Genomic DNA, 23167 nt, shown 5'->3' with positions numbered 1-23167 from the left:
TATTCCATTCAGAAACCAAAAATCCCCTGCCCGAAAAGCCGGGTGAGTCCAATGAAAGGAAACACCTCAGCTTGACGTCAAGGGAGACTTGTCTATTCGTATACAGATTAGACTTTTAAATCACCATCATAGGTGGCAATCATATTGTACAGTTCAGGACGACGGTCACGGAAAATGCCCCATTCAATCCGTCCTACTTCCAGCTCATCCAGGTCAAATTCAGCAGTAAGCACTTCCTCATCGGTACGACCCGCTTCTGCGATCTTGTTACCTTGATGCCCGGCAATAAAGGATGAACCGTAGAATGTAATACTGGAGTCCTCGTCTGTTTCAGTTCCGATCCGATTGGAAGCAATGACTGGAATCAGATTGGAAGCAGCATGACCCAGCATGCAGGTCTGCCAGTGATCTTTGGAATCAATGGCAGAATCCTGCGGTTCCGAGCCAATAGCTGTCGGATAGAACAAAAGTTCTGCACCCATGAGCGCCATACAGCGGGCCGCCTCAGGATACCATTGATCCCAGCACACGCCTACCCCAATTTTGGCATAACGTGTATTCCATACTTTAAAACCGGTATCGCCCGGATTAAAATAAAATTTTTCCTCATACCCAGGACCGTCCGGAATATGGCTTTTGCGGTATTTACCCAACACTTCACCGTCTGCGTCAATGACAGCAAGACTGTTGTAACGCGCGTAGTTTTTCTTTTCATAAAAACTGATGGGCAGCACAACCTGTAATTCTTTAGCGATCTTCTTAAAATGGTTAACCGCCTTGTTGTGCTCCAGCTCAGTTGCATACGAATAATAATCAGACTTTTCCTTCTGACAGAAATATGGAGTCTCGAACAACTCCTGCAGCAAAATAATTTGTGCGCCCTGCGCAGCCGCTTCACGTACTAGCTTCTCTGCTTTGCTTATATTTTCTTCGATATTGGTAGAGCAGCTCATTTGAGTCGCTGCCACTTTTACTTTTCTCACTTTAGTCCTCCTTTTAGATGTTGTATCGTTCAACGCTTTAAAGCAGGCATCTGCTGGGTCGTACAGTGTACGTTACCGCCTTCACGGATGACCGCCATACCGTCTACAGTCCGAATGATGCGATCTGGAAATACATTTGCCAGCACTTGCTCAGCTGCAAGATCGCTCTTAGCGGCAGTACCGCCAAACACCGGCAAAATAATGCCGCCATTCACAAAGTAGAAGTTAATATAGCTCAGTGTCAATCGGCTATCTTCATAATCCACGCGCGGAGGCTGACCGATCCGAATCACTTCCAGCTTACGGCCTTGGGCATCCGTTGCTTGCTCCAGAATGCGCAGATTTTCCTGCGTGATTTCGTAATTTTCATCCTCAGGATCATCACATACTTGCATAATGACCTTGCCAGGAGCTGCAAAACAAGCAATATTGTCCACATGACCATCTGTTTCGTCGCCACTAAGACCACGTTTTAGCCATATTATTTTCTCGACACCTGTATACTCACATACATACCGTTCAATTTCTTCTCTGCTTAATTCCGGATTTCGGTTGGGATTGAGCAAACACTCTTCGGTTGTAATCAGTGTGCCTTCGCCGTCTACGTGCAGTGAGCCGCCCTCCATCACAAGCGGTGCATCAAACCGTGGAACTCCAAGTTGGTCCAAAATGTGCGGCGCAACCTGGTCATCTAGATCCCATGGAGCGTATTTGCCGCCCCAGGCGTTAAACTTCCAGTTTACACCTGCCAATTGACCATGCTCGTCTGTGAGAAAAGTAGGGCCGTTGTCACGCAGCCACGCATCGCTGTGCTCAATCGGCAGCAGTTCTACCCGTTCCCCAAGTTCAAGCGCCTTAACGCTCTCCAGATCATCCGGATTTACGACCACAGTAACTGGTTCAAATTCCGCCATGGCGCGTACAATTCCGGCATACCCCTTGCATACATCAGCATGCATATTCGGGTAAACCATTGAAGATTTTACAGGCCAAGAAATATACGTGCGTTCATGTGGCGCCCATTCAGGCGGCATCTTATAATGTGAATCCTTAATTTGCATGTATTGAAGCTCTCTTTCTTTTTCATAATGTAGACTCCGCTCCTATCATACAATAATATGATCTTTGTCTCAATCGAAGCGGAAAAGTTTTAATAATTTACAGTTACATTGGAATAAATTACTTCGAAAACGTGATTGCTTTCACCGTATTCCCATCAAAATCCTTCACAGTGAATTGTGCTCCCTCCAGCACACCGTAAGAGGATGGATAGTTTTCTTTTGGCAGCGAGATCGAACCGGGGTTCAGTATAAAGATCCCATTTTCCACATCTGCTACCGGAATATGAGTATGTCCCTGGATGAACACATCTCCCGCTTCCAGTGGTGGTAAATTTCCGATACTAAAGCCATGTCCGTGCGTGACATAGATTCTCCGTCCTTCATGGTGCAACAAAGCATAATCACCCATCATAGGAAACTCCAGTAGCATCTGGTCCACCTCTGCATCGCAATTTCCGCGCACAGAAACCGCAATATGGGACTTGTACTTATTCAGCAGAGCTGCCACTTCTGCCGGATTATACCCTTCTGGTAACGGATTACGTGGTCCGTGGTACATATAATCTCCGAGCAGAACAAGACGATCGGCTTTCTCCTCCCTGTACTTTTCCAGTGCCAATTGCAACCAGTGTAATGAGCCGTGAATATCTGATATAAACATCAATTTCATGATTGTTCTTTCCTTTCTGAATAGGCTAAAAAATATTCCACTTAAGTACATTATTGCATTATTCCCTGAACAAATCTGTGCAAAATTGTTCTTTTGTTTGGTAACACTCTTTTAAGACAATAAACTACAGCTCCGAGTGAGCTGTAGTTTATTATTAGTTCCTTTTGTACTTGGTCTTATCATCTTCGGTGATTTTACGGATTACCTTACATGGGTTTCCAGCAGCGATCACACCAGAAGGGATATCTTTGGTAACAACACTTCCTGCACCGATAATGGAGTTATCGCCTATAGTAACACCAGGCAGAACGCTGACATTACCACCGATCCACACATTATTGCCAACTGTAATAGGAAAAGCAATCTCCAATCCCTCATTACGTTGTTCTACATCAAGAGGATGACCCGCAGTATAAAATCCGCAGTTAGGAGCAATAAACACATGATCACCGAAAACGATTTTTGCCCCATCAAGCATGATCGTATTATGGTTACTATAGAAATTTTCACCTATTTCAATGTTATAGCCATAGTCACACACGAAAGGTTGCTCAATCGAGAATCTATCAGTTGTCTTCCCAAGTAAAGTTTTGATGAGTGTTTCTCGTTCTTCGATATTTCTAGGATGAAGCTGATTATATTCGTGGCAGAGACTTTTGGCGTATAAACGTTCTTCAATCAACTCTTCATCATAATTAGCATTGTATAGAAGTCCTAGTTGTGATTTTTCTTTTTCTGTCATAGCCATCCTCGCTTTGCTTATTTAGATACAGAACTCAGATTTCTTTTAAAGCTTCATTGTAGGATTCCACATGCTCACTCTTCAGAACTGGAAAGCTACTCACATTGAAATTTCCACCAAATTACCTTCTGGATCTTTAATTACGCTTTCATAATAGCCGTCACCTGTCAATCTTGGCTGGCCCACTACTTCATATCCTGCATGCATGAGCTGCTCTGTCTTTTCATTCACCAGTTCTTTACTTCCAACGGAAAATGCCACATGAGCCCAGCCCGTAATATTTATCTGTGGTGAATGATCTACTCCCGTTTTACGCATAACCTCTAACCTTGCTCCATCCTCAAAGGTGATAAAATAGGACTCAAATCCTTTTGTAGCGTTATAATATTTATCGTTAGATTTTCCATCAAAATATTGCTCGTAAAAGCTTTTCATCTTTTCTAAGTCTCTCACCCAGATCGCTACATGTTCAATCTTCATTATTTTCCTCCTTCTGCAGCCCTCATCATTAAAAAATCATTAATTTATACTGGACTCAATTTTTTATTTTAGTTATTATTAATGTTTTAATAAGTATTAATATATCTCAGTACTTCATTTTTGTCCAATCTATTTATCATCAATTATCAATAAATAACGCTTACGAATCATTCATGAAAGCTCTTTCGTCTTCAGCTTGTAATTCGGTTGCTAATACCCCTAAAAAATTAGCGACCGCTTCGTAAAAGAGAAGAAGCGGTCGCTATCTATAAGCCTTTAATACTTAATCACTGGTTTATTTATAAATTAACGTTTCAAACTTTCACCGTTCGTAGCAATAACTTCTTTGTACCAATGGAACGATTTCTTCGGAAATCTTTCAAGTGTACCGCTGCCATCATCATGACGGTCTACGTAAATGTAGCCATAACGTTTTTTAAGCTGAGCGGTCGATGCGCTGACAAGGTCAATACATCCCCAAGACGTATAGCCCAAAACCTCTACTCCGTCCTCAATAGCTTCTCCAACTTGAACCAAATGATCATTCAGGTAGTTGATTCGGTAGTCATCCTCAACCGTTTTTTCGCCTTTTTCATTCGTGATCAGTTCATCAACGGCGCCCAGGCCATTTTCAACGATGAACAATGGTTTTTGGAAGCGATCATAGAACGTATTCAGGACATAACGCAGACCTTGCGGATCAATTTGCCAGCCCCACTCACTTGCCTCGAGATGCGGATTGATGACACCACCAAGGATGTTACCCTCACCTTTGACTTTTTTAGCTTCGTCAGCTGTCTCACAAGTACTCATATAATAGCTGAACGAGATAAAATCAACGGTATGCTTCAAATCTTCGGCATCACCTGGTTCAAAGTGAATAGAAATTCCGTTTTCTTTAAAGAAACGTTTCATGTAACCTGGGTATTGACCTCTTGCGTGAATATCGGCAAATGCCATGTTTCTGTGATCAAATTCCATCGCAGCAATCACATCGTCTGGATTAGGTGTCAGCGGATAAGTAGGCATACTCAGCACCATACAGCCAATTTTGAAATCAGGGTTGATCTGATGACCGATTTTTACCGCTCTTGCACTCGCTACAAGCTCATGGTGAATAGCTTGATAAAGATCTTGCTCACTAAGTTGATCTTTTGGTGTGCTAATTCCTCCACTCATGAATGGTGCTTCAAGAATGGAGTTGATTTCATTGAAAGTCAACCAGTATTTAACTTTATCTTTGTAGCGATTAAATACAGTTGTAGCATAGCGCTCATAAAAATCAACAAGCTTACGGTTTACCCAACCATCGTATTCTCTGGACAAATGTAAAGGTGTTTCATAGTGAGATAATGTAACGAGTGGCTCAATTCCATATTTGTGAAGTTCATCAAACAAATCATCATAAAATTGCAAGCCTTTTTCGTTAGGCTCCAGTTCGTCACCTTTAGGGAAAATACGTGACCATGCGATAGAAGTACGGAATACTTTGAAGCCCATTTCCGCGAAAAGTTTGATATCTTCTTTATAATGATGATAAAAATCAATACCGATCAATTTCATGTTATCTTCTGTTGGTACATCCGTAACGGGCCCCCAACCACCACGAGGAGTTACATCCTGAATGGACCAGCCTTTTCCATCTTCTTGATAAGCGCCTTCGAGCTGATTAGCAGCAACTGCTCCGCCCCACAGGAAATCTTTTGGAAACTGTGTACTCATATTTTCTCCGCCTTTGCTGATGTTTTTCATTAACTAGATAGAAATACGTTACCTCTATGCTAATGTGTTATAAGTACTTCTAAATGAATCTTAAGGTTTGTAACGCGTTTCATGTCAAGTATTATTTTAAAAACTTCTAGAGCTTATAACTGTATTATCTCCAATAAGTAATCCCATATTTATAGCTCTTCTATTATTGAGTAAGATGACTATTCTTTAATTGGCGGATCTACATGAATATCTCTATCTGGTTCAGTGCTTACCCAACGTGTAAAGATAACCTGAAAACCGGCTCGAGTCGGCGCGCAGGCAAAAGGACCCGCCTGTTGTCCGGTTTCATAAGGAAAACGTGCTACACGTACGGTGCGCCAGCTTTGATTTTCGGTTCGGGCTCTAATGATAACTGCATCCTGTAGCTGTGAAGCACGAATCGTGACATTTTTCCCTACCCACTCAGGTACAGGAGCTAATGACCAATCGGAATAGCCATCTGTGACTACGACAGCTAATTGAGGAATTCCGTCATTTAATTCAATCCCAGCTTTAATCCACTTTTGCTGTCCTTGATACAACATAATACCGGCTTGGTCGTAAAGCTCCGTAAATGAGCCTAATTGAAACGTGACTTCGATGGCAGAGCCTTCTTCCCAGTCTGTAAGCAGAGAATGTCCGCTACTGCGTTCAAATCCATACAAAGTTTTTTCCCAGTAGTCGCTTCCTTCTCTGGTTTCAACTTTAAGAAACTGGTCTTCTTCTATGGATGATACAGGGTGATTAGTCCATGTCCCTGTAGTCCATGCAATCGATTTTTGAGTCATTAATCTCATCCTCTCATGCTTTATTGAACGATGTCCTATTTCCTTTTCTCCACCAATTGCAAATTGTACGTCAGACTTTCAAGGGTCACCGAAATCAACCCATACATGTATTCATCATGCGTGTCGTTTTTCACAAAAATCTCGGGCATATGTTCTTTGGGTACATCTTTTAGACAGCCGTTATAAATATCGTCCAACAGAGTCGGCTTGGATAACTCTCCAGTCAAAGCGATAGATACAGGGTCTATAATCGCAATAATGGAAGTTATCGTTTGGATCGCCAGAGGAACAAATCCCTCTGTGCTATTTAACTGTTTAAGCTGTTCCTCTCTTGTTAAATCAAAGGGTAAGAAGGACACCTCCCCCGCAAACTTGGTATTTCCTTTTAACAAATGTCCGTCGACAATAAAACCCGCTCCCGGGAAATTGTCCTTGGGAAACGTAACAATAGCAAAGGTTTTATCCTCATCATAATTCTGCATGTTATAAAATCCGTAGACTGTCAAATGCATATCATTTTCAATGGTTACTTCTAATCCGTATTTATCTTGAAGTCGTGGACCTACAGGGACTCCTATGAGCAGGTCGAGATCACAAACATCGATAATCCCTTGATGAACAACCCCAGGGATGCCAATCCCAATGGCTTTGACGTTTCCATAGTTATTAATCAGCTCTCCAATTTGGGTTTCTATGACCTCATAATCAATATGGGGAACTATGGAAGTATTCTCGATGATGATATCACCAAGCAAATTGGCTACAGCATAAGTAAGAGAATGTATACCGCCTTCCGTTTTCACATTTAAACAGATAATATAAGAATAATCAGCGTTATATTTGTACCGTCTAGCTGGACGTCCGCCGTTCGACTCTTCCAATTCCGTCTCTAATACTTCCCCGGTTTGAAGAAGCTCATTTAGAATATTTCCGCAGGTTGCCACACTAAGACCTGTGATACTGGCTATGGATGACTTGGTTGCATATTCCTTGGATTTCAGTGTGTTTTTAACTAACTCTACATTAATTTGTTTAACCCGAATGGTATTATTGGAGACTGGTTGTATTTGAATACACTCCTTTTCCAGTATTTATTAAAAGGTTTATAATAAGTTGTAATATAACGCTCTGCCTGCAAAAAGTCAATTTGTACGCGTCTTCCTCTTCTATTTGATCATCATGCTATACTATATATAAGAAACAAATTTTTAGTGCGACATCTTTGCGATAAAACTAAGTGAAATTGGGGGGATTCTGTTGTCAGCTATTGAGTATATAGCAATAATCGCGTTGCTCCTCTCCGTCATACTTTTAATTAAGGTCTATAGCCTTCAATCTCGGCTTAATGATTTGAAATCTGATGTGGAGCGTCTAGAGAATCGTTCAGGAATTTTAGGAATACAGGGATCATCGCTGTCAGGAACATTCACTGCCACTCCTATACATAGCCTAGACACAGGAGATTCAAAAGAAATCAATGAAAAGTTGCTCCTACTAATTAGGGAAGGAAAAAAGATTCAAGCCATAAAAGAGTTGAGAACTGCTAAGGATCTTTCCCTTAAGGATGCAAAGGATTATGTCGATCAATTGGAAAAACTCTAAGAAAGGAAGAAATAAGATGAGTGCCAGCAAAACAAACGCCATGCGCATATTGGACGGGCAACACATACAATACAATATTTTGAGTTATGATCATCAAGACGGAAAAATAGACGGGATGAATGTGGCTGAGAAAATCGAGAGAGCCCCGGAAATGGTTTTCAAAACTTTGATTGCACACAGCAAACAAAATCTGTTTGTTTTTGTAATCCCTGTACATAAAGAGCTTGATCTCAAAAAAGCAGCCAAATCCGCGGGAGAGAAAAAAATTGAAATGCTTCCAGTTAAGGATTTGCAAAAGTATACGGGATATATTCGCGGTGGCTGCTCCCCCATAGGAATGAAAAAGCTCTACCCCACTTTTATCGACCAGCCTGCATTGGAACTGGAAGCCATCGTTGTGAGCGGTGGGAAAATTGGGACCCAACTGGAGTTGAGTCCACACGATTTAGCTCAAATCATTCAGGCACAGTTTGCAGATCTGACGCATACAGCATAAAACTCACCACATGATCATAAAATCTTTATGCATATTTCTCTAATTCCTTGCTTCATCAAGCTTCAACCTAGAGAGGAAGATCTAATGATGCATAATGATTGCCCGAAAAATGCAAGAATCCCCCAACCCATCAGAAGTGATGGTGCTGGGGGCATCGACAAGGGTCCACGTGATGTGATGAGGGATCTACAGAATCCCGATATGCTGGTTCCCCCCGTAACGGATAATGGTCTCATTCCAAATATGAGATTTTCTTTTTCTGACGCCCATATGCAGCTTAATCATGGTGGGTGGTCAAGAGAAGTAACGGTAAGAGAATTACCTATTGCCACAACCCTTGCCGGGGTGAATATGAGTTTGACACCAGGAGGTGTACGTGAGCTTCACTGGCATCAGCAGGCGGAATGGTCATATATGCTGTTGGGAAGTGCTCGCATTACGGCAGTTGACCAAAATGGACGTAATTTTATTGATGATGTGGGTCCCGGGGATCTCTGGTATTTCCCTCCTGGCATTCCGCACTCTATACAGGGGCTTGAGGATGGGTGCGAATTTTTGCTGGTTTTTGATGATGGCAGTTTCTCCGATCTGAACACCCTATCCATCTCGGATTGGTTCGCACATACTCCCAAAGACGTACTTTCTGCAAATTTTGGTGTACCAGAAGCTGATTTTGCAGCAATTCCTCAAGACCAAGTATACATCTATCAGGATTCAGTTCCCGGTTCAATTCAAAGCCAAGCGGTTCCCTCTCCTTACGGGACGTTGCCCCAATCCTTCAAGCATGAATTACTAGCCCAGCCCCCAATCAAAACACCGGGCGGAAGCGTACGAATCGTTGACTCCTCCAATTTTCCGATTTCCAAAACCATCGCAGCTGCCCTTGTTGAGATTGAGCCCGGCGCCATGCGAGAAATGCACTGGCATCCTAATAATGACGAATGGCAATACTATCTTGCCGGGCAAGGACGGATGACTGTCTTTGGCGGTAATGGTGCAGCCCGTACGTTTGATTTTAGAGCCGGGGATGTTGGATATGTGCCTTTTGCTTATGGTCATTACGTTCAAAATACAGGCTCCAGCACACTTTGGTTTCTTGAAATGTTTAAGAGTGACCGTTTTGCGGATGTTTCACTGAATCAATGGATGGCTCTTACGCCCACAGAACTGATTCAGAGTAATTTACATGTAGGTGTTGATGTAATCTCTAATTTACGAAAGGTAAAATGGCCCGTCGTCAAATATCCTGGTTATTCTTATGACCCTAAAAAGAAGTAACCAGGAACGGTATCTCGCTCGCCACTAGATCAATGAATCCTCTTCTTGAATATGACGGGTTGATTGGCCTATTACTTTCTCAATAATCTCAGCCACTTCGCCATAAGTTAGCGATTGAGGTTCGGTGATTACTATATAAAAAAACACCGTATCGGAATACGGTGTTTTTTTTAAGCTAATCAACAAAGACTATTCCTCAGAGTCTACATTGTGGTAAACCTGCTGAACATCCTCCAAATCTTCTAATGCATCAATCAATTTATCGAATTGAACTTGTGCATCTTCTGGAAGAGAAATATCATTTTGAGCAAGCATGGTGAGCTCCGCAACGGTAAACTCAGTCACTCCTGCTTGTTTGAAAGCTTCCTGCACAGCATGGAATTGATCAGGCTCTGCATATACGATGACGGCTTCATCTTCTTCAATGATGTCTCGCACCTCTACATCTGCCTCCATCAGCAGCTCCAGCACTTCATCTGCGGTTTTACCCACCAGACCAATAACTGCTGTTGAATCAAACATGTAGGCTACAGATCCGCTCACGCCCAGGCTACCGCCATTTTTAGTAAAAGCAGAACGCACATCCGATGCTGTACGATTAACGTTATTGGTCAGTGCATCTACAATGACCATGGAACCGTTCGGTCCGAAACCTTCATAACGAAGCTCTACGTAGTTTTCATCGCCAGCACCTTTTGCTTTTTCAATAGCACGGTCAATGATTGCTTTGGGTACATTGTACGTTTTTGCACGTTCTAAAACGACTCTTAATACCCGATTGGATTCAGGATCAGGTTCGCCCTGTTTGGCTGCAACATAAATTTCCACGCCAAATTTAGCATATATACGACTCGTATTAGCATCCTTGGATGCCTTCTTTTCTTTAATGTTATTCCACTTACGTCCCATAATATCCCGCTCTCTTCCTGTATGAATATACACAACGAACTTCATTATATCCTTGTATATTATATCTCCTAAAGGACATACGAACAAGTTCAAACAACTCCGTTATGGAAAAATAAACAATTCTACCTAATTAGGGATGCTTGAAAATATGAACTTTCAATTCTCCTAATCTATGGACAATCCCCCTATCCATGTCTAAGATGAGGAGGAAGTCTGACTTGAAGGAGATCATTTAATTGGATGTCTTGTACAAAAAGTTGAGCCATAATCATGAAATCACAGTATACGAAACCACCGAGCTGTACGGTGAAAAGGGATTATTTCGGGTGATGCAGTTTTCAAATACAGCCATCCAAGGCGCGGTGGACTTGAATCATCCACAACGCATTTTGTTCGAATATCCGAGAGCAATTATCCATCTCATGGAGCTGAACGATCCGTCATTTGAAGATGTATTTGTTATTGGGCACGGTATAGGTACAATAGCGGGCCATTTTACAGATAAACGCTTTAAGATTGCCGAGCTGGATGCACAAGTCGTAGAGTTCAGCCGAACATTCTTTGGATACGATCAGGATAATGTAACTGTTGGCGATGGACGACGCATTCTGGAGAAGGAAGCGCCTGATGCTTATGACTATATTATTCTGGACGCCTTCACAGAGCAGGGTACACCCTTGCATTTAGTATCCTGGGAATTTTTCAAGATGGCCAAAGAAAAGCTGGATTCCGAAGGCTCCCTGATCATGAATTTAATGGGCAAAAGTGAACACGACCACCTGATCAATGCCATTCACACAACGTTGCGTGAAGAATTTGCCTATGTCACAACTTTCTCGCTCCCCTCGGAAGGCGCTGCCGACATTCAAAATATCATTATGGTAGGTCGGGACAAGCCAATCCGGTTTCAGGCACGTCAGATGGCGGACTTTCATGAGATTACACTTGGAGAAGGTCATATTCTACGGGATACAGATGCTTAGTGTAGTTCCAATATTCGTCTCTCTACATCTTCGATATGAATCGTCTCTTTGTTGCAGCTTTTTCGTTCCACTAACTCTACTTTCCCGTGTTCGGCATCTTTACCAACGACGATGCGCACGGGAATACCTACTAAATCGGAGTCTTTGAATTTAACCCCGGGCCGTTCCTCCCGATCATCCAGCAGCACCTCCACACCACGATCCTGCAGCTGGTTGTATAATTTCTCGGCTATTTGCATCTTAAGCTTGTCTTTCACAGAAATCGGAATAATATGAACTTGAAATGGGGCCAGCGCATAAGGCCATATCATTCCGTTCTGATCGTGATTTTGCTCTACAATGGCAGAAAGGATCCGGGATACGCCAATGCCATAACAGCCCATAATCATCGCTTGCTCAGTTCCGGAAGCATCCAGAAAAGTCGCACCCAGCTTCTCACTATATTTGGTGCCTAGTTTAAATACGTGTCCGATCTCAATCCCGCGATAAAGTTTCAATTCCCCTTCGTCACATCGAGGACATCTATCCCCTTCTATGACATTCCGCAAGTCAGCTACATGCCGAAGATCTATATCGCGCCTTGGATTCACATGTCGATAATGATAATCCAGCTCGTTCGCGCCCGCGATACCGCTGGACATTTGGACAACGGCGTAATCTACCCACACAGGGATCGTTAATCCGCATGGGCCTATGAACCCCGAGGGGGTTCCAGTCGCCTTTGACACGGTGTCTGTACTTGCTATTTCGAATTTTTCACTACCTAAAATATGTTTAACCTTCACTTCGTTGACCTCATGATCTCCCCTGACAACTACAGCAACAGGTTGATCGTCAGCCATATAAGTAAGTGTTTTGATGATTTCTTTGGGCTCTATGTGAAGCGATTCAACCAGTTGATCTATTGTACGCAGGCCTGGAGTATGGAATTTTTCCATTTTAGCTGTATCGAAAGAAGGATGGCTGGTATGTTCATTTTCATCTGAGACTGGAGCTATTTCTATTTTCCCCGTCGACCGCGCCACGGCTTTTTCAAGATTAGCTGCATAATCACAACATTTACATGCTACAATTGTGTCCTCTCCAATATCAGCTAGAGCCATAAATTCATGGGTTTCTCCTTCGCCACCAATGGCACCCGCATCTGCTTCTACTGCACAAAAATTCAGACCACAGCGGGTGAAAATGCGATGATATGCCTGGAACATAGTCCAATAGGTATGATCTAGTCCTTCCCAATGTGCATCAAACGAATAGGCATCCTTCATCAAGAATTCTCTACTGCGAAGCAGGCCAAATCGAGGACGTCGTTCATCCCGAAATTTGGTTTGAATTTGATACAGGGTTACAGGCAATTTGCGATAAGAATTCACTTCATTTCGTATTAAAGACGTAATGACCTCTTCATGTGTAGGCCCCAATGCAAACTCTCGATCATGCCGATCTTGCAGACGCATCAGCTCAGGACCGTAAACGTCGTATCTCCCTGATTCTTGCCATAGCTCCATTGGCTGCAATACAGGCATCAGCAGCTCCCCAGCCCCGGCGCGATCCATTTCATATCGTATGATTTGCTCTACTTTTCTGAGCACCCGTCTGCCCAATGGCATGTAGGTGTACATTCCAGCCGCTAGTTGGCGGATAAATCCTCCCCGCAGCATAAGCTGATGACTGATCACTTCGGCCTCTGCGGGTGCTTCACGCAAGGTTGTCAGTAATAATTGGCTTTGGCGCATGTGTAGCTACCTCCTTGTATGGACGATAAAATGTACGCAAAAAGACACATCCGTCAGGGACGAATGTGTCGTGGTACCACCCTTAATTTGACCGTAGCCATACACGGAACGGAACGGTCCTTCATCAGATAACGGCGTCTAGCCGATAACGGTTTATCTTACAAACCGCTACAGCTCGCAAGGCAGGGAAACGTTCATTCGCGGCGAGAAACCTTTCAGCCCATGAGTTTCTTCTCTGTACAGCGGGTATTGAACCTTTGATCCTTGGTCTACACTATTCCTATATATTACAATTTTAACCACTTTACACGAAATGTAATTTCTAGTCAAGGAGATAATCGTCTATCTGAGATCAGCCAGGGACATGAACGATATTTAGATTTCAAGATAATCAAACTCCGTTGGTTACCATATTGCATAATGAGCGGCCAGACTTTAGGACGGATACGCCTGCGAAAACCCAGAACAAAGCGGACACTACCAAATAACCTCCCTTTAAAAGCAAATAAAGGTGCACTGTGGCAGAAAAACAATTACGTATTTCACGCTGTCCATCAGACAACATGCTCCTTTTACCAATTAATTGGTTGAGGCCATTACGTACGTGAAGCTCCCAGTACGCGCTGTTGTAGGGTAGAGTTCTCTTAATTACTTATGTATCTTCCTTTTTAAAATACACGCCCTTGAAAAACACAAAATTTTGCGAATGTGTGCCATACAGCTCCTGAAACCTAGAATGGAGTTTATTCATAGAAAGGGTCTCTGAAACCGTCCGATCCGTTTGCAGGGTCAAGTCGACACAGCTAATTCCAAATTGGCACACTTGCTCCATAGGATAACCTTGGGTGATTCCATAAATCATCCCGGCAATAAAAGCATCATCTGCGCCTGTGACATCAATGACCTCTTGAACGGGATGCATAGGAATTTGTCCATGGGTTCCATCCTGAGAGGCGTACAAAACTCGATCAGCACCGCAGATAAAAATGACATTTTGAACCCCAAGTTTGTGAAAAATTCGGGTGGCATCCAACATATGCTGATCATCTGTAAATTCTAGCCCCAAATAGGCTTCAGCCTCCACCGGTTTACATACCAGCCATTCCACTCCATGCAAATTTCGGGGAAGCTTTCTCATCTTGGAGGCTGATACCGAAGAAACGACAAGCGGAACCCGATGTTCATGGCAGACACGTATGGTGGCTGCAATTACGTTCATAGAGAAATTAGTGTCCAGCAGAACGAGTCGGGACGAAGCGATTAAAGGAGCATTTTCAAAAATTACTGAAGGACGAATCTGATCATAAATCTCCATTTCCGCTGTTGCTACAATCAGTTCACCACGCTCATTCAGCAAGGCAGTATAAACCCCAGTTGACGGCTCACCTTTGACTTGCAGAGGAACCACGTGCATGTAACGGCTGGACTGTTCAATAATAAATTCACCTTCCGCATCGTCCCCAACCGCAGTTAGCAGGCTGACCCGTTGGCTCAACCTCCCTAAATTTTCGGCTACATTTCGTGCTACCCCACCGCAAGATTGCAGCCTTGTACTGCTCGGATTGGAGGTATGAAGCTGAAATGTACCTTTAATCATGATTTTACGATCCAGATTGGCCCCCCCGATACATAGTATTGGTTTGCTAGAGGGCCAAGGCTCGTCCTGTTCATTTTTATGGATTTTTTTTAATTTCATCATTTGACTCCTTTCTCGAGTCTATTCGCTAGATTGATTTAAATTTGTACAGAAATAGGCACCCTATAAAATTAACACGTTCCAAATGTCAAATTCCCAAGAATAATGTCGAGTTCGTTAAAATATCCAAAAGTTAACCATGCAAAAAAATCACCCTATCGTAAAGTTTACCTTCCACTTTTACGATAGGGTGATTGGGTTGGAATTGCAGCATAGTTCTTCCTTACATTATGTTATTCAGGATTTTTGCAAAATCCTCTATTTCAACATAAATAGAGCTGCTCCGTGAGGAGGTAAATCTGCGGACAGTTCTTGTGTTAAAACACCTAAATCTACATGGTTCCATAAGTCTCTGGCATTTGCCTGTCCTTCAATACCAAGGTCTTTTAAGGATACACGCACCTTTGAAGCTTCATCTCCAGCATTAAACAAAGCTGCATATACATGACCTTCCCCGTTATGTGAAGTCCAAACGATATGTTCATCCTTTCTGTACACCTGCCGCGCATTCAAACCGTTGCGATGAGCATCTAACACTTCTTCATTCGTTAGCAAGGAAAGGGTCCATGCATCATTATCCCGCAGTTCTCCCCCGAACATCAATGGAGACCGGAAAATGCTCCACAAGGTCATCATCGTTAGCTGCTCATCCTTCGTAAAGCGTGTCCATCGGTCATGGCTGCCGGAATCCACTGAATCTACCGAACGAATACCCAGATGACCTAGTGGCAGCATGTCGCAATCCGGCCAGTGACCCGGACCTACATGTTCCGCCCACTTCTCGCAGCGCTCAAACATACCATACAGTAAAGGCCATACATCCCAGAAGTCATCAGTCATACGCCACATATTCGCGTTTGCAATTAAATCAGATGCATGCTCCAGTGGTGCAGGACCAGGTGATAGACTCAGCACCATCGGACGTCCGCATTGGGCGATAGCCCGCCTAATCAATTCAATTTCCGCCAAATGAATACCATAAAGACGTGATGCAGCAATGTCATCTACTTTGACAAAATCCACACCCCATTCCGCATATAGGTCAAACAACGAATTATAGTACTCCTGTGCGCCTTCCTTGGATGCATCTACCCCATACATATCTGTGTTCCAGGGACAAATAGAGTTGGGATGCGCAATTTGTCTCGCCGTGGCTGTGGTTCCCAAAATCGGGGTATCCTGGTGCACCGCCTGACGGGAGATGCCTCTCATAATATGTATACCAAATTTCAATCCCAGACCGTGTACATATTCCGCAAGAGCTTGGAAGCCTCGTCCATCTGCTGCCGAAGGAAAACGATTCACCGCTGGAATAAGACGTGAAAATGAATCCATTTCCAATGGGACAAACGGGCGATACTGTGAAGATACTGCTCCTGACTCATACCACTGAATATCCACCACGACATATTCCCAACCATATTCCTTCAGGTGCTCAGCCATATATTGAGCATTTCCCCGTACTTCCTCTTCCCGTACTGCTGCACCGTAGCAATCCCAGCTATTCCACCCCATAGGTGGTGTATGCGCTGTCAAATGATGTTTCATTTCATTCATCCTTTCCTCTAGTAGAACTCATTCTACTACCAAAAATCCCCTCATCACTACGTTACTATTATAATGTAAACCCTTACTTTTGTCGCTCGTCATCTTTTCCATTTCCACTTTTTATACATTTAAGTTGACTAACTTAAAGAATGTGGTACATTTAAAATTGCTTGTTAAAAAACTTTGACTTGAATCAGAGGGTGATTTTACATGTGTGAACATACTTATCGAATTTTGTTGTTTTACAAATATGTCAACATTGAAGATCCTGCCACCTTTACGGCAGAGCATCTGGCTTACTGCAAAGAGCTGGGCGTCAAGGGAAGAATCTTGATTGCTGCGGAAGGAATCAACGGAACATTGTCTGGTACAGTAGAGCAAACGGAGCAGTATATGCGTGATTTGCGCGCCAATCCGAAATTCCACGATATCGTTATTAAAATAGATGAGTCTGACGGTCATGCGTTCAAGAAAATATTTGTACGCCATCGCCAGGAGCTTGTTACGCTGCGTCATGAAGATGAGCTGGACCCTAATGAAATTAGCGGTAAGCGTCTGTCACCAAAGGAGTTTTATGAACAGCTTCAAGAAGAAGATGTAGTTGTTCTGGACGGACGTAATGACTATGAATATGACATCGGTCATTTCCGCGGGGCTATTCGCCCCGAAGTCGAATCGTTCCGTGAATTTCCACAATGGATTCGCGACAATATGACTCAGTTCAAAGACAAGAAAATCCTGACGTACTGCACCGGAGGTATCCGTTGCGAAAAGTTGTCCGGTCTTCTGATCAAAGAAGGGTTTAACGATGTAGGCCAGTTGGATGGCGGCATTGTGACTTACAGCAAGGACCCGGAAGTACAAGGACGTTTGTTTGACGGTAAATGCTACGTATTTGACGAACGAATCTCGATTCCGATCAATCATACGGATGAAGACGTCATTGTCGGCAAGTGCTTCCATTGTGAAACGCCGAGCGACCATTATATCAACTGCCCGGTGTGCAATCTCCAGCATATCGCATGTCCGGATTGCGAAGAACAGCATCAGCACTATTGCTCTGATGATTGCCGAACCAAAGCGAAAACCGTAGCTACTGCATAAATCAGCAGTACATTGGTTCATTATAATAAAAGGGATGCCCTATTAGCCGTTTATCATGGCTGTGGGCATCCCTTTTATTGTTTTCACAATAAGTGTCGAAGGCTTCATAGTATATACCTATGACCTTGATTGTATTTTCATCTTGGACGGGCTCGAAAGTAGCGCCTTATAATGGAAAATGTCATTACAGAAAGGATGGGTGGAATTCATGATTCAAATCGTACTTTCAACTCTATTATCCGTTATCGTTCCGCTGTCCATTCCAGTGATCGCCGGATTTTTACTCGGAAAATTCATGAAGCTGGAAACGAAACCGCTCTCGACTTTGTATTTATATTTTTTAAGCCCCGCAATGATTCTGGACACGCTACTCAAAGCACAGCTTTCTTGGCATGATGTAGCGCAGACTGCCGCTTTTTCAATACTGAACCTGCTGCTGTTGTGGGGAATTGCACAATTAGCGGGGAAAATCTTTAGACTGAGCACTCAGGAAACGGCTGGACTTACCTTAATCTCCACGCTGACCAATAGTGCAAATTATGGCCTGCCCCTTATTTTACTTGCCTTTGGGCAGCTCGGTCTGGATAAAGCCTCCGTGTATGTCGTCATCCAGATGATTATGGTCAATACCATTGGCGTTTACTTTGCAGCCCGCTCTGAATTTTCTGTTCAAAGTGCTGTTAAGTCGGTGTTTTCACTTCCTGCGATCTATGCAGCTCTACTCGCCATGGGACTGCGGCTACTGGACTGGCATCTTCCCTCAGGGATTCAGTCAGGCGTCTCGATGATTGCTGCCGCTTATTCTCCGGTCGTGCTGGCGATCCTTGGTACCCAGATGGCTTATGTAAAAATATTCAAACTGGAGTCGTCTATTAAAAAAGCCAGCTACACCGGACTAACAATTCGGCTACTGATCTCCCCGCTTGCGGCTTGTCTTGCTATGCTGATACTCGGAATTTCAGGCCTTTTGTTCTCCGTTCTCTTCATTTTGGCCTCGATGCCGGTTGCTGTGAATGCTGTCATTTTAGCAGAAAAATTTAATGCATCGCCAAAACTGGTTTCCACCTGCATCCTGTGGAGCACGCTTGCCTCATTCCTGATATTGCCTATTCTGATTATGTTGGTAGCAGGTTAGCGAGAAAAAAAGACTCTCTACACCATAGAGAGCCATGCACGATCCTGTCTCCATTCTACTTGTACAGGCGTTTCAAAAAAAGCACTAAGCGTGTCACTACTCAGAATATCAGTCGTTTTACCTTTGGCAAATACCGTGCCCCGGCGGATTAGAATCGTATGCGTGTACATCGGTAGAATTTCTTCGATATGATGTGTAACATACAGTAAATTCGGTGAAGCCTGCGACTCCGATAACTGGCGAATGCTATCCAGCAATGCTTCCCGGGAGAAAAAGTCCAAACCATTACACGCCTCGTCCAAAATCAGTAGCTTGGGCGAGGCCATTAATGCGCGGGCGATAAGCACTTTTTGCTTTTCTCCCTGTGAGCATCCCTGATACAACCGATCCACGAGATGAGCACACCCCAGTTGCGTCATAAGTTGGACGGCCTGTTCATACTCTGTATCCGTCGTCTGATCATAAAGTCCAATGGAGGCAAATTTTCCGCTAATGACAACATCCTGCGTACGCTGACTCCCATTAATTCTTTCCTGTAAAGAGGAACTGACCCAACCAATAGATTTGCGTAGCTCCCTCAGATCCACATCCCCAAAGGTATGACCCAATACACCGACACTACCTGTGGTTGGCCATATATAACCGTTAATCATATTGAGCATCGTTGTTTTACCTGACCCATTCAAGCCGAGTACAGCCCAGTGCTCTCCCTCAGCTACCTGCCAATTGATTTGGTCCAGTATGGTCCGGTTATCTCTCTTCCAGCTTACATTGTTAAGTTCAATGATAGAATTCATGGCTGTACATCCTTTCTATTCGTCGTATCATCAGATGTTTATACGCATAGTAAGATCATCGTTAGTACGTCTAGCTTCTCTTTCATGTAAGCATAGCACAGGGTCACAGGTTGTTCAATTTTAAATAACCCACTCCATTGTTCATATGGGAGTGGGCTCAACATATACTGCTCATGTAAATTCTCTTGCTACATCTACTTTTTCTTACGCTCGCGAAAACGACGTACCTTCATCAAATTACCGCACATTTTATCGTCACAAAACCGCTTTGACCGATTTCGGGTATCATCATAAAATACCCATCGGCAATCGGTATTATCGCAAATACGAATTCTAGAGCCGCCGCTATTAACAAGTGCCTGGGCAAAATCGGCTACAACCTCTGCCAGCACTTTTTTCCAACCATTTGCCACGGGTTCCAGCACAATGCTGAAATGCTCATCCTGTTGCTTTAATAAGCGAGTGACCGGCCCCCCTTCCATCATCTTTCGGTTAATCATATCCACCAGATCAGTTGTCATTTGTCCGCCGGAAGTCAGGTGCTCAGCGAAGCTACGTAATTCCCGCCGGAGAATTTGCATTTCTTCGATATCTTCCGCACTGGCTGGGACCGAAGCGGTAAATTGCCACCGCATAAGAAATTCATTTTGCCATTCGGGCTTCAACAAACGATCTTCTGAACGTCCGCTCCCCCTCCAATCGTGCCATTCGCTGTTTACAAAATCAGTCCAAAGTGTATTCAAAGGAGTTCCCCCTACCGCCTGTAACCACTAAAATCATTTTAACTGGTTGCAAATCTTGTTTTGACATGCTACATTGTTAATTGTAACGATTTATCCTATGTTTAGCTAGTTACATTCCTACAAAAGGAGTTGGGTTAGGTGAGCCGAGATCGAGTAAATATGCTGGTATTGCAAAGAGAAAATTCATGGGATAAGGAAGAATGGATTGTTCCTCTTTCCGCAGCACTTCACGGTGTGAATACACAGGAAGCCACTTGGACACCACCAGGTGGAGGAAACACGATTTGGCAAACGGTTCGTCACATTAATTATTACAATGAGCGTATTTTGAGACGTTTAACTGACCGACCTATAAGTTCAACTGGAATAAGCAACGATGAGACATTCGGTCCGCCAGGGGATGCTGAAGACCATGAAGGATGGCAGGAGACGCTGAAAGAAGCGGAAGCTCTTGTAAACCAACTGCTTGTCGCCATTACTGCTCTGAATGATGCTGATCTGGATAAGCCTCTCGGCTCCGACACTCTCGGTGCTGAATTATCGCGGTGGACGCTGCACGATGCATATCATAGCGGACAAATCGTACTTATACGCAAACAATTGGGTACTTGGCGAGTTTAAAAATGTAATCCTAAATAAAAAGGATGAATTATGAAAGATTCATCCTTTTTTCTGTATTAGCTGCTGGCAATGAAGCAATCTACTGGTCAAGATATTTTTTGTTTTTTAGAATCTTTAATTACATTCTTATCTTTATTTTCACCTTTATTCTTGTCTTTATTTTTATCTTTATTTGTATCTTTGCTTGGGACGGTGACCTTCCTTTTTTCATTAGCCAGTCGCCAATAGCTTAACACTTTACGGTACATGGACTTATCTGTTAATTGGTTAAAAATATATGGGTCCGGCTTCGTATTCACCTCAATAATCCACGGGATAAAGCGATGATCCAGTCCAATGTCCACACCAATTTGCCGGAATTTCGGATATGTTTTTTGCAGTTGTTTGGCGATAGTAAGACCCAGTTCATTTAGTTTCTTAACCAGCTCCGCCTGCTTGCTTTGCGATAAATGGGATTTTAGTAACTGCTCCAAGGCCATCGGCTTACCACCACTATGATAGTTGGTCACAATTTTACGGGGATGACCAAGACGTCCAATAATTCCGGTAGACTCCCATAGCCCTTTTTCATTACGCTGCACCATGACCCGAATATCAAAATAACGCATTTGATGGCGTAGTAAATGGATTCCCTTTTGAATAAGATAACTTTTCTTCCCCGTATGTTTCGATAGGCTGATATATAGTGCATCCAAATGTTTGAATTCTTGGCGCGTTTCCTCATATTGATAGGCGAAACGCTGGCCGGCCTCCTGCTCTACTCTCATTACACCTTTACCAAAGGTACCTCGCTCGGGTTTTACATAGACCATACCGTACTTCTCCAGCATTGATTTCAAATTTGCTTTATTATATTTGCGAGTTTCAGGTACATACGGCTTGATGCTGCCATGCTGTAGCAACAATTGGGTTTTATGCCATTTGCTGCGCAACGCCTGCGCTTGTGAAGAATTCACTTGCCCCTCTCCTCTCTACTCTCAGGTAGAACGCTCCTGTTAAAAAAGATTAATCTATCGTATGCGCTAACTCCCCATTCGAAGCTTCATCAGCCCTGTCCTGCATAGAAATGGACGTTTGACCTTGCCCGGTCGAAAGCGCCTGTCCAAGCATACGATATTGAGAGACGCTGGGAGCGTATATTTGCACATATAGGGAGTGAATAACATGTCAGCGCAATCGGATGGGCCACGGAAGGGTTCCCTTACAATCGATGTTCTGATTCCAGCAATTGATAAAGATCTTGCCACACTACCGCTGGTGATTGACAGTCTGCGCCGTCACGTGCAGCACCGAATTGGAACTATTTATATCGTCTCACCGCAAAGCACCGGGATTCGCCGTCTGTGCGCAAACAAGAAATGTACATTTATTGACGAAAAAACGGTGCTGCCCATCACCAAAAAACATATTCATTACGGGACAACGCGCTGGGACCGCTCAGGCTGGCTGTATCAACAATTACTCAAAATGAATGGCGATAAAATCAGTAAAGCCTCTTTTTTTCTCGTCATTGACGCGGACACGATTTTGATTCGTCCACATACGTTCCGTAAAGACGGAAAAACGATTTTTTACTACCGCAGCTGGAGCCAGCCTGAGTATTTTCGCACCTACCACAAGCTGATGGGCGTTAAAGCACCCTCACCAAAATCCTTTGTCACTCACTATATGCTTTTTGAAAAAGCGCGGCTCACCCAGCTCAAGCAAGTTATCGAGGCCCGACATGGAAAACCTTGGTACAACGCGATTATCCAAAGTATAAACCGGACAAAACAGTTTGGGTTTTCCGAATATGAAACGTATGCCAACTATTTATACAGCAATAAGCCTTCTCAGATGATTTTGCGCAAGTCATTGAATAAAGCGCTTCATAGTCGGGCTTCTTCCCTGTCGCAAAAACAATTGGATGTCTTGGCCAAGAGCTATCGTTCCTTATCTTTTCATCAACGCAAGGTGTACCAGCTTGCTCCAAAAACAAAGATTGAATCATCGCTAAAATAGTTCTTAAAATCCTGCAAAATGATGCAATCCAAATGGATCTGC

23 protein-coding genes and 1 pseudogene are annotated in these 23167 nt (G+C 43.4%); 8 read left to right on the top strand and 16 right to left on the bottom strand.

The genetic code is table 11. The features are described 5' to 3' along the window. Nucleotides 1-107: 107 nt before the first annotated feature. The 8 genes from aguB to C1T21_RS05495 all read right to left on the bottom strand — a co-directional run bounded on the left by aguB (nucleotide 108) and on the right by C1T21_RS05495 (nucleotide 7420). Complete coding sequence (gene aguB / locus C1T21_RS05530; RefSeq protein ID WP_025721082.1) at nucleotides 108-983, bottom strand: N-carbamoylputrescine amidase; 876 nt, start codon at nucleotides 981-983, stop codon at nucleotides 108-110. Between the two features lie 29 nt (nucleotides 984-1012). Continuing rightward, nucleotides 1013-2044, bottom strand: a complete 1032-nt coding sequence (locus C1T21_RS05525) for an agmatine deiminase family protein (protein ID WP_103047535.1) — start codon at nucleotides 2042-2044, stop codon at nucleotides 1013-1015. A 118-nt stretch (nucleotides 2045-2162) separates the two neighbouring features. After that, nucleotides 2163-2714, bottom strand: coding sequence for a phosphodiesterase (yfcE, locus tag C1T21_RS05520; protein WP_103047534.1), 552 nt, complete (start codon nucleotides 2712-2714; stop codon nucleotides 2163-2165). Nucleotides 2715-2868: 154 nt separating this feature from the next. Then, nucleotides 2869-3456 (bottom strand): sugar O-acetyltransferase, encoded by a 588-nt coding sequence (locus tag C1T21_RS05515; RefSeq protein ID WP_103047533.1) that lies wholly within the window; start codon nucleotides 3454-3456, stop codon nucleotides 2869-2871. Nucleotides 3457-3555: 99 nt separating this feature from the next. Beyond that, entirely contained in the window at nucleotides 3556-3936 is a 381-nt protein-coding gene (locus C1T21_RS05510; RefSeq protein ID WP_103047532.1) for a VOC family protein, read from the bottom strand. 306 nt (nucleotides 3937-4242) lie between these two features. Then, nucleotides 4243-5658: a glycoside hydrolase family 1 protein gene (locus C1T21_RS05505; protein ID WP_103047575.1), complete on the bottom strand. Its 1416-nt coding sequence runs from the start codon at nucleotides 5656-5658 to the stop codon at nucleotides 4243-4245. A gap of 209 nt (nucleotides 5659-5867) precedes the next feature. Next, nucleotides 5868-6476: a DUF1349 domain-containing protein gene (locus tag C1T21_RS05500; protein WP_103047531.1), complete on the bottom strand. Its 609-nt coding sequence runs from the start codon at nucleotides 6474-6476 to the stop codon at nucleotides 5868-5870. Nucleotides 6477-6511: 35 nt separating this feature from the next. Next, nucleotides 6512-7420 (bottom strand): ROK family protein, encoded by a 909-nt coding sequence (locus C1T21_RS05495; protein ID WP_103047530.1) that lies wholly within the window; start codon nucleotides 7418-7420, stop codon nucleotides 6512-6514. A gap of 313 nt (nucleotides 7421-7733) precedes the next feature. On the opposite strand from C1T21_RS05495, the gene C1T21_RS05490 reads away from it, so the two are divergent. The 3 genes from C1T21_RS05490 to C1T21_RS05480 all read left to right on the top strand — a co-directional run bounded on the left by C1T21_RS05490 (nucleotide 7734) and on the right by C1T21_RS05480 (nucleotide 9852). Continuing rightward, nucleotides 7734-8078 (top strand): ribosomal protein L7/L12, encoded by a 345-nt coding sequence (locus C1T21_RS05490; RefSeq protein WP_103047529.1) that lies wholly within the window; start codon nucleotides 7734-7736, stop codon nucleotides 8076-8078. A 16-nt stretch (nucleotides 8079-8094) separates the two neighbouring features. Next, nucleotides 8095-8574, top strand: coding sequence for a Cys-tRNA(Pro) deacylase (gene ybaK, locus C1T21_RS05485; protein WP_103047528.1), 480 nt, complete (start codon nucleotides 8095-8097; stop codon nucleotides 8572-8574). A gap of 87 nt (nucleotides 8575-8661) precedes the next feature. Beyond that, nucleotides 8662-9852, top strand: a complete 1191-nt coding sequence (locus C1T21_RS05480) for an oxalate decarboxylase family bicupin (RefSeq protein WP_180984558.1) — start codon at nucleotides 8662-8664, stop codon at nucleotides 9850-9852. A 189-nt stretch (nucleotides 9853-10041) separates the two neighbouring features. Here the strand turns inward: C1T21_RS05480 and C1T21_RS05475 are convergent, their stop codons facing one another. Further along, a complete protein-coding gene (locus C1T21_RS05475; RefSeq protein ID WP_013310214.1) occupies nucleotides 10042-10761 on the bottom strand; it encodes a YebC/PmpR family DNA-binding transcriptional regulator in 720 nt (239 codons plus the stop codon). A 236-nt stretch (nucleotides 10762-10997) separates the two neighbouring features. Here C1T21_RS05475 and C1T21_RS05470 point away from each other — a divergent pair, with 236 nt between their 5' ends. After that, nucleotides 10998-11744, top strand: a complete 747-nt coding sequence (locus tag C1T21_RS05470; protein WP_103047526.1) for a spermidine synthase — start codon at nucleotides 10998-11000, stop codon at nucleotides 11742-11744. Here the strand turns inward: C1T21_RS05470 and C1T21_RS05465 are convergent. From C1T21_RS05465 to C1T21_RS05450, 4 genes and pseudogenes are all read right to left on the bottom strand, one after another. Next, nucleotides 11741-13480, bottom strand: a complete 1740-nt coding sequence (locus tag C1T21_RS05465) for a proline--tRNA ligase (protein WP_103047525.1) — start codon at nucleotides 13478-13480, stop codon at nucleotides 11741-11743. The genes C1T21_RS05470 and C1T21_RS05465 overlap by 4 nt on opposite strands. 326 nt (nucleotides 13481-13806) lie before the next feature. Continuing rightward, nucleotides 13807-13956 (bottom strand): annotated as a pseudogene (locus tag C1T21_RS28290) (P-loop NTPase family protein); the annotation flags it as partial. A 176-nt stretch (nucleotides 13957-14132) separates the two neighbouring features. Beyond that, nucleotides 14133-15176 carry a carbohydrate kinase family protein gene (locus C1T21_RS05455; protein ID WP_103047524.1) on the bottom strand — a complete coding sequence of 348 codons (1044 nt, stop codon included), beginning with the start codon at nucleotides 15174-15176 and terminating at the stop codon, nucleotides 14133-14135. Nucleotides 15177-15434: 258 nt separating this feature from the next. After that, a complete protein-coding gene (locus tag C1T21_RS05450) occupies nucleotides 15435-16724 on the bottom strand; it encodes a glycoside hydrolase family 27 protein (RefSeq protein WP_103047574.1) in 1290 nt (429 codons plus the stop codon). A gap of 210 nt (nucleotides 16725-16934) precedes the next feature. Here C1T21_RS05450 and trhO point away from each other — a divergent pair, with 210 nt between their 5' ends. Both trhO and C1T21_RS05440 read left to right on the top strand, forming a co-directional pair. Further along, nucleotides 16935-17828, top strand: a complete 894-nt coding sequence (trhO, locus tag C1T21_RS05445) for an oxygen-dependent tRNA uridine(34) hydroxylase TrhO (RefSeq protein ID WP_103047523.1) — start codon at nucleotides 16935-16937, stop codon at nucleotides 17826-17828. A 208-nt stretch (nucleotides 17829-18036) separates the two neighbouring features. After that, entirely contained in the window at nucleotides 18037-18963 is a 927-nt protein-coding gene (locus tag C1T21_RS05440; protein WP_103047522.1) for an AEC family transporter, read from the top strand. A 17-nt stretch (nucleotides 18964-18980) separates the two neighbouring features. Here C1T21_RS05440 and C1T21_RS05435 read toward each other — a convergent pair whose 3' ends face one another. Then, nucleotides 18981-19760 carry an ABC transporter ATP-binding protein gene (locus tag C1T21_RS05435; RefSeq protein ID WP_103047521.1) on the bottom strand — a complete coding sequence of 260 codons (780 nt, stop codon included), beginning with the start codon at nucleotides 19758-19760 and terminating at the stop codon, nucleotides 18981-18983. A 194-nt stretch (nucleotides 19761-19954) separates the two neighbouring features. Continuing rightward, the gene (locus C1T21_RS05430) at nucleotides 19955-20503 is read right to left on the bottom strand and encodes a CGNR zinc finger domain-containing protein (RefSeq protein WP_025721115.1); all 549 of its coding nucleotides are present in this window, start codon (nucleotides 20501-20503) and stop codon (nucleotides 19955-19957) included. A 138-nt stretch (nucleotides 20504-20641) separates the two neighbouring features. Here C1T21_RS05430 and C1T21_RS05425 point away from each other — a divergent pair, with 138 nt between their 5' ends. Then, complete coding sequence (locus tag C1T21_RS05425) at nucleotides 20642-21124, top strand: DinB family protein (protein WP_103047520.1); 483 nt, start codon at nucleotides 20642-20644, stop codon at nucleotides 21122-21124. Nucleotides 21125-21210: 86 nt separating this feature from the next. On the opposite strand, the gene C1T21_RS05420 is transcribed toward C1T21_RS05425, so the two are convergent. Further along, on the bottom strand, nucleotides 21211-22080 hold the full coding sequence (locus tag C1T21_RS05420; protein ID WP_103047519.1) for a YheC/YheD family protein: 870 nt from the start codon (nucleotides 22078-22080) through the stop codon (nucleotides 21211-21213). A gap of 208 nt (nucleotides 22081-22288) precedes the next feature. On the opposite strand from C1T21_RS05420, the gene C1T21_RS05415 reads away from it, so the two are divergent. Continuing rightward, a complete protein-coding gene (locus tag C1T21_RS05415; RefSeq protein WP_103047518.1) occupies nucleotides 22289-23125 on the top strand; it encodes a DUF6492 family protein in 837 nt (278 codons plus the stop codon). Nucleotides 23126-23167 lie beyond the last annotated feature (42 nt).

This window comes from Paenibacillus sp. F4 (assembly GCF_002894905.1).
Lineage (GTDB): Bacteria > Bacillota > Bacilli > Paenibacillales > Paenibacillaceae > Paenibacillus > Paenibacillus polymyxa_B.
Note: the sequence above shows the minus strand (reverse complement) of the source record. Positions and strands in the feature narration are given on the sequence as shown.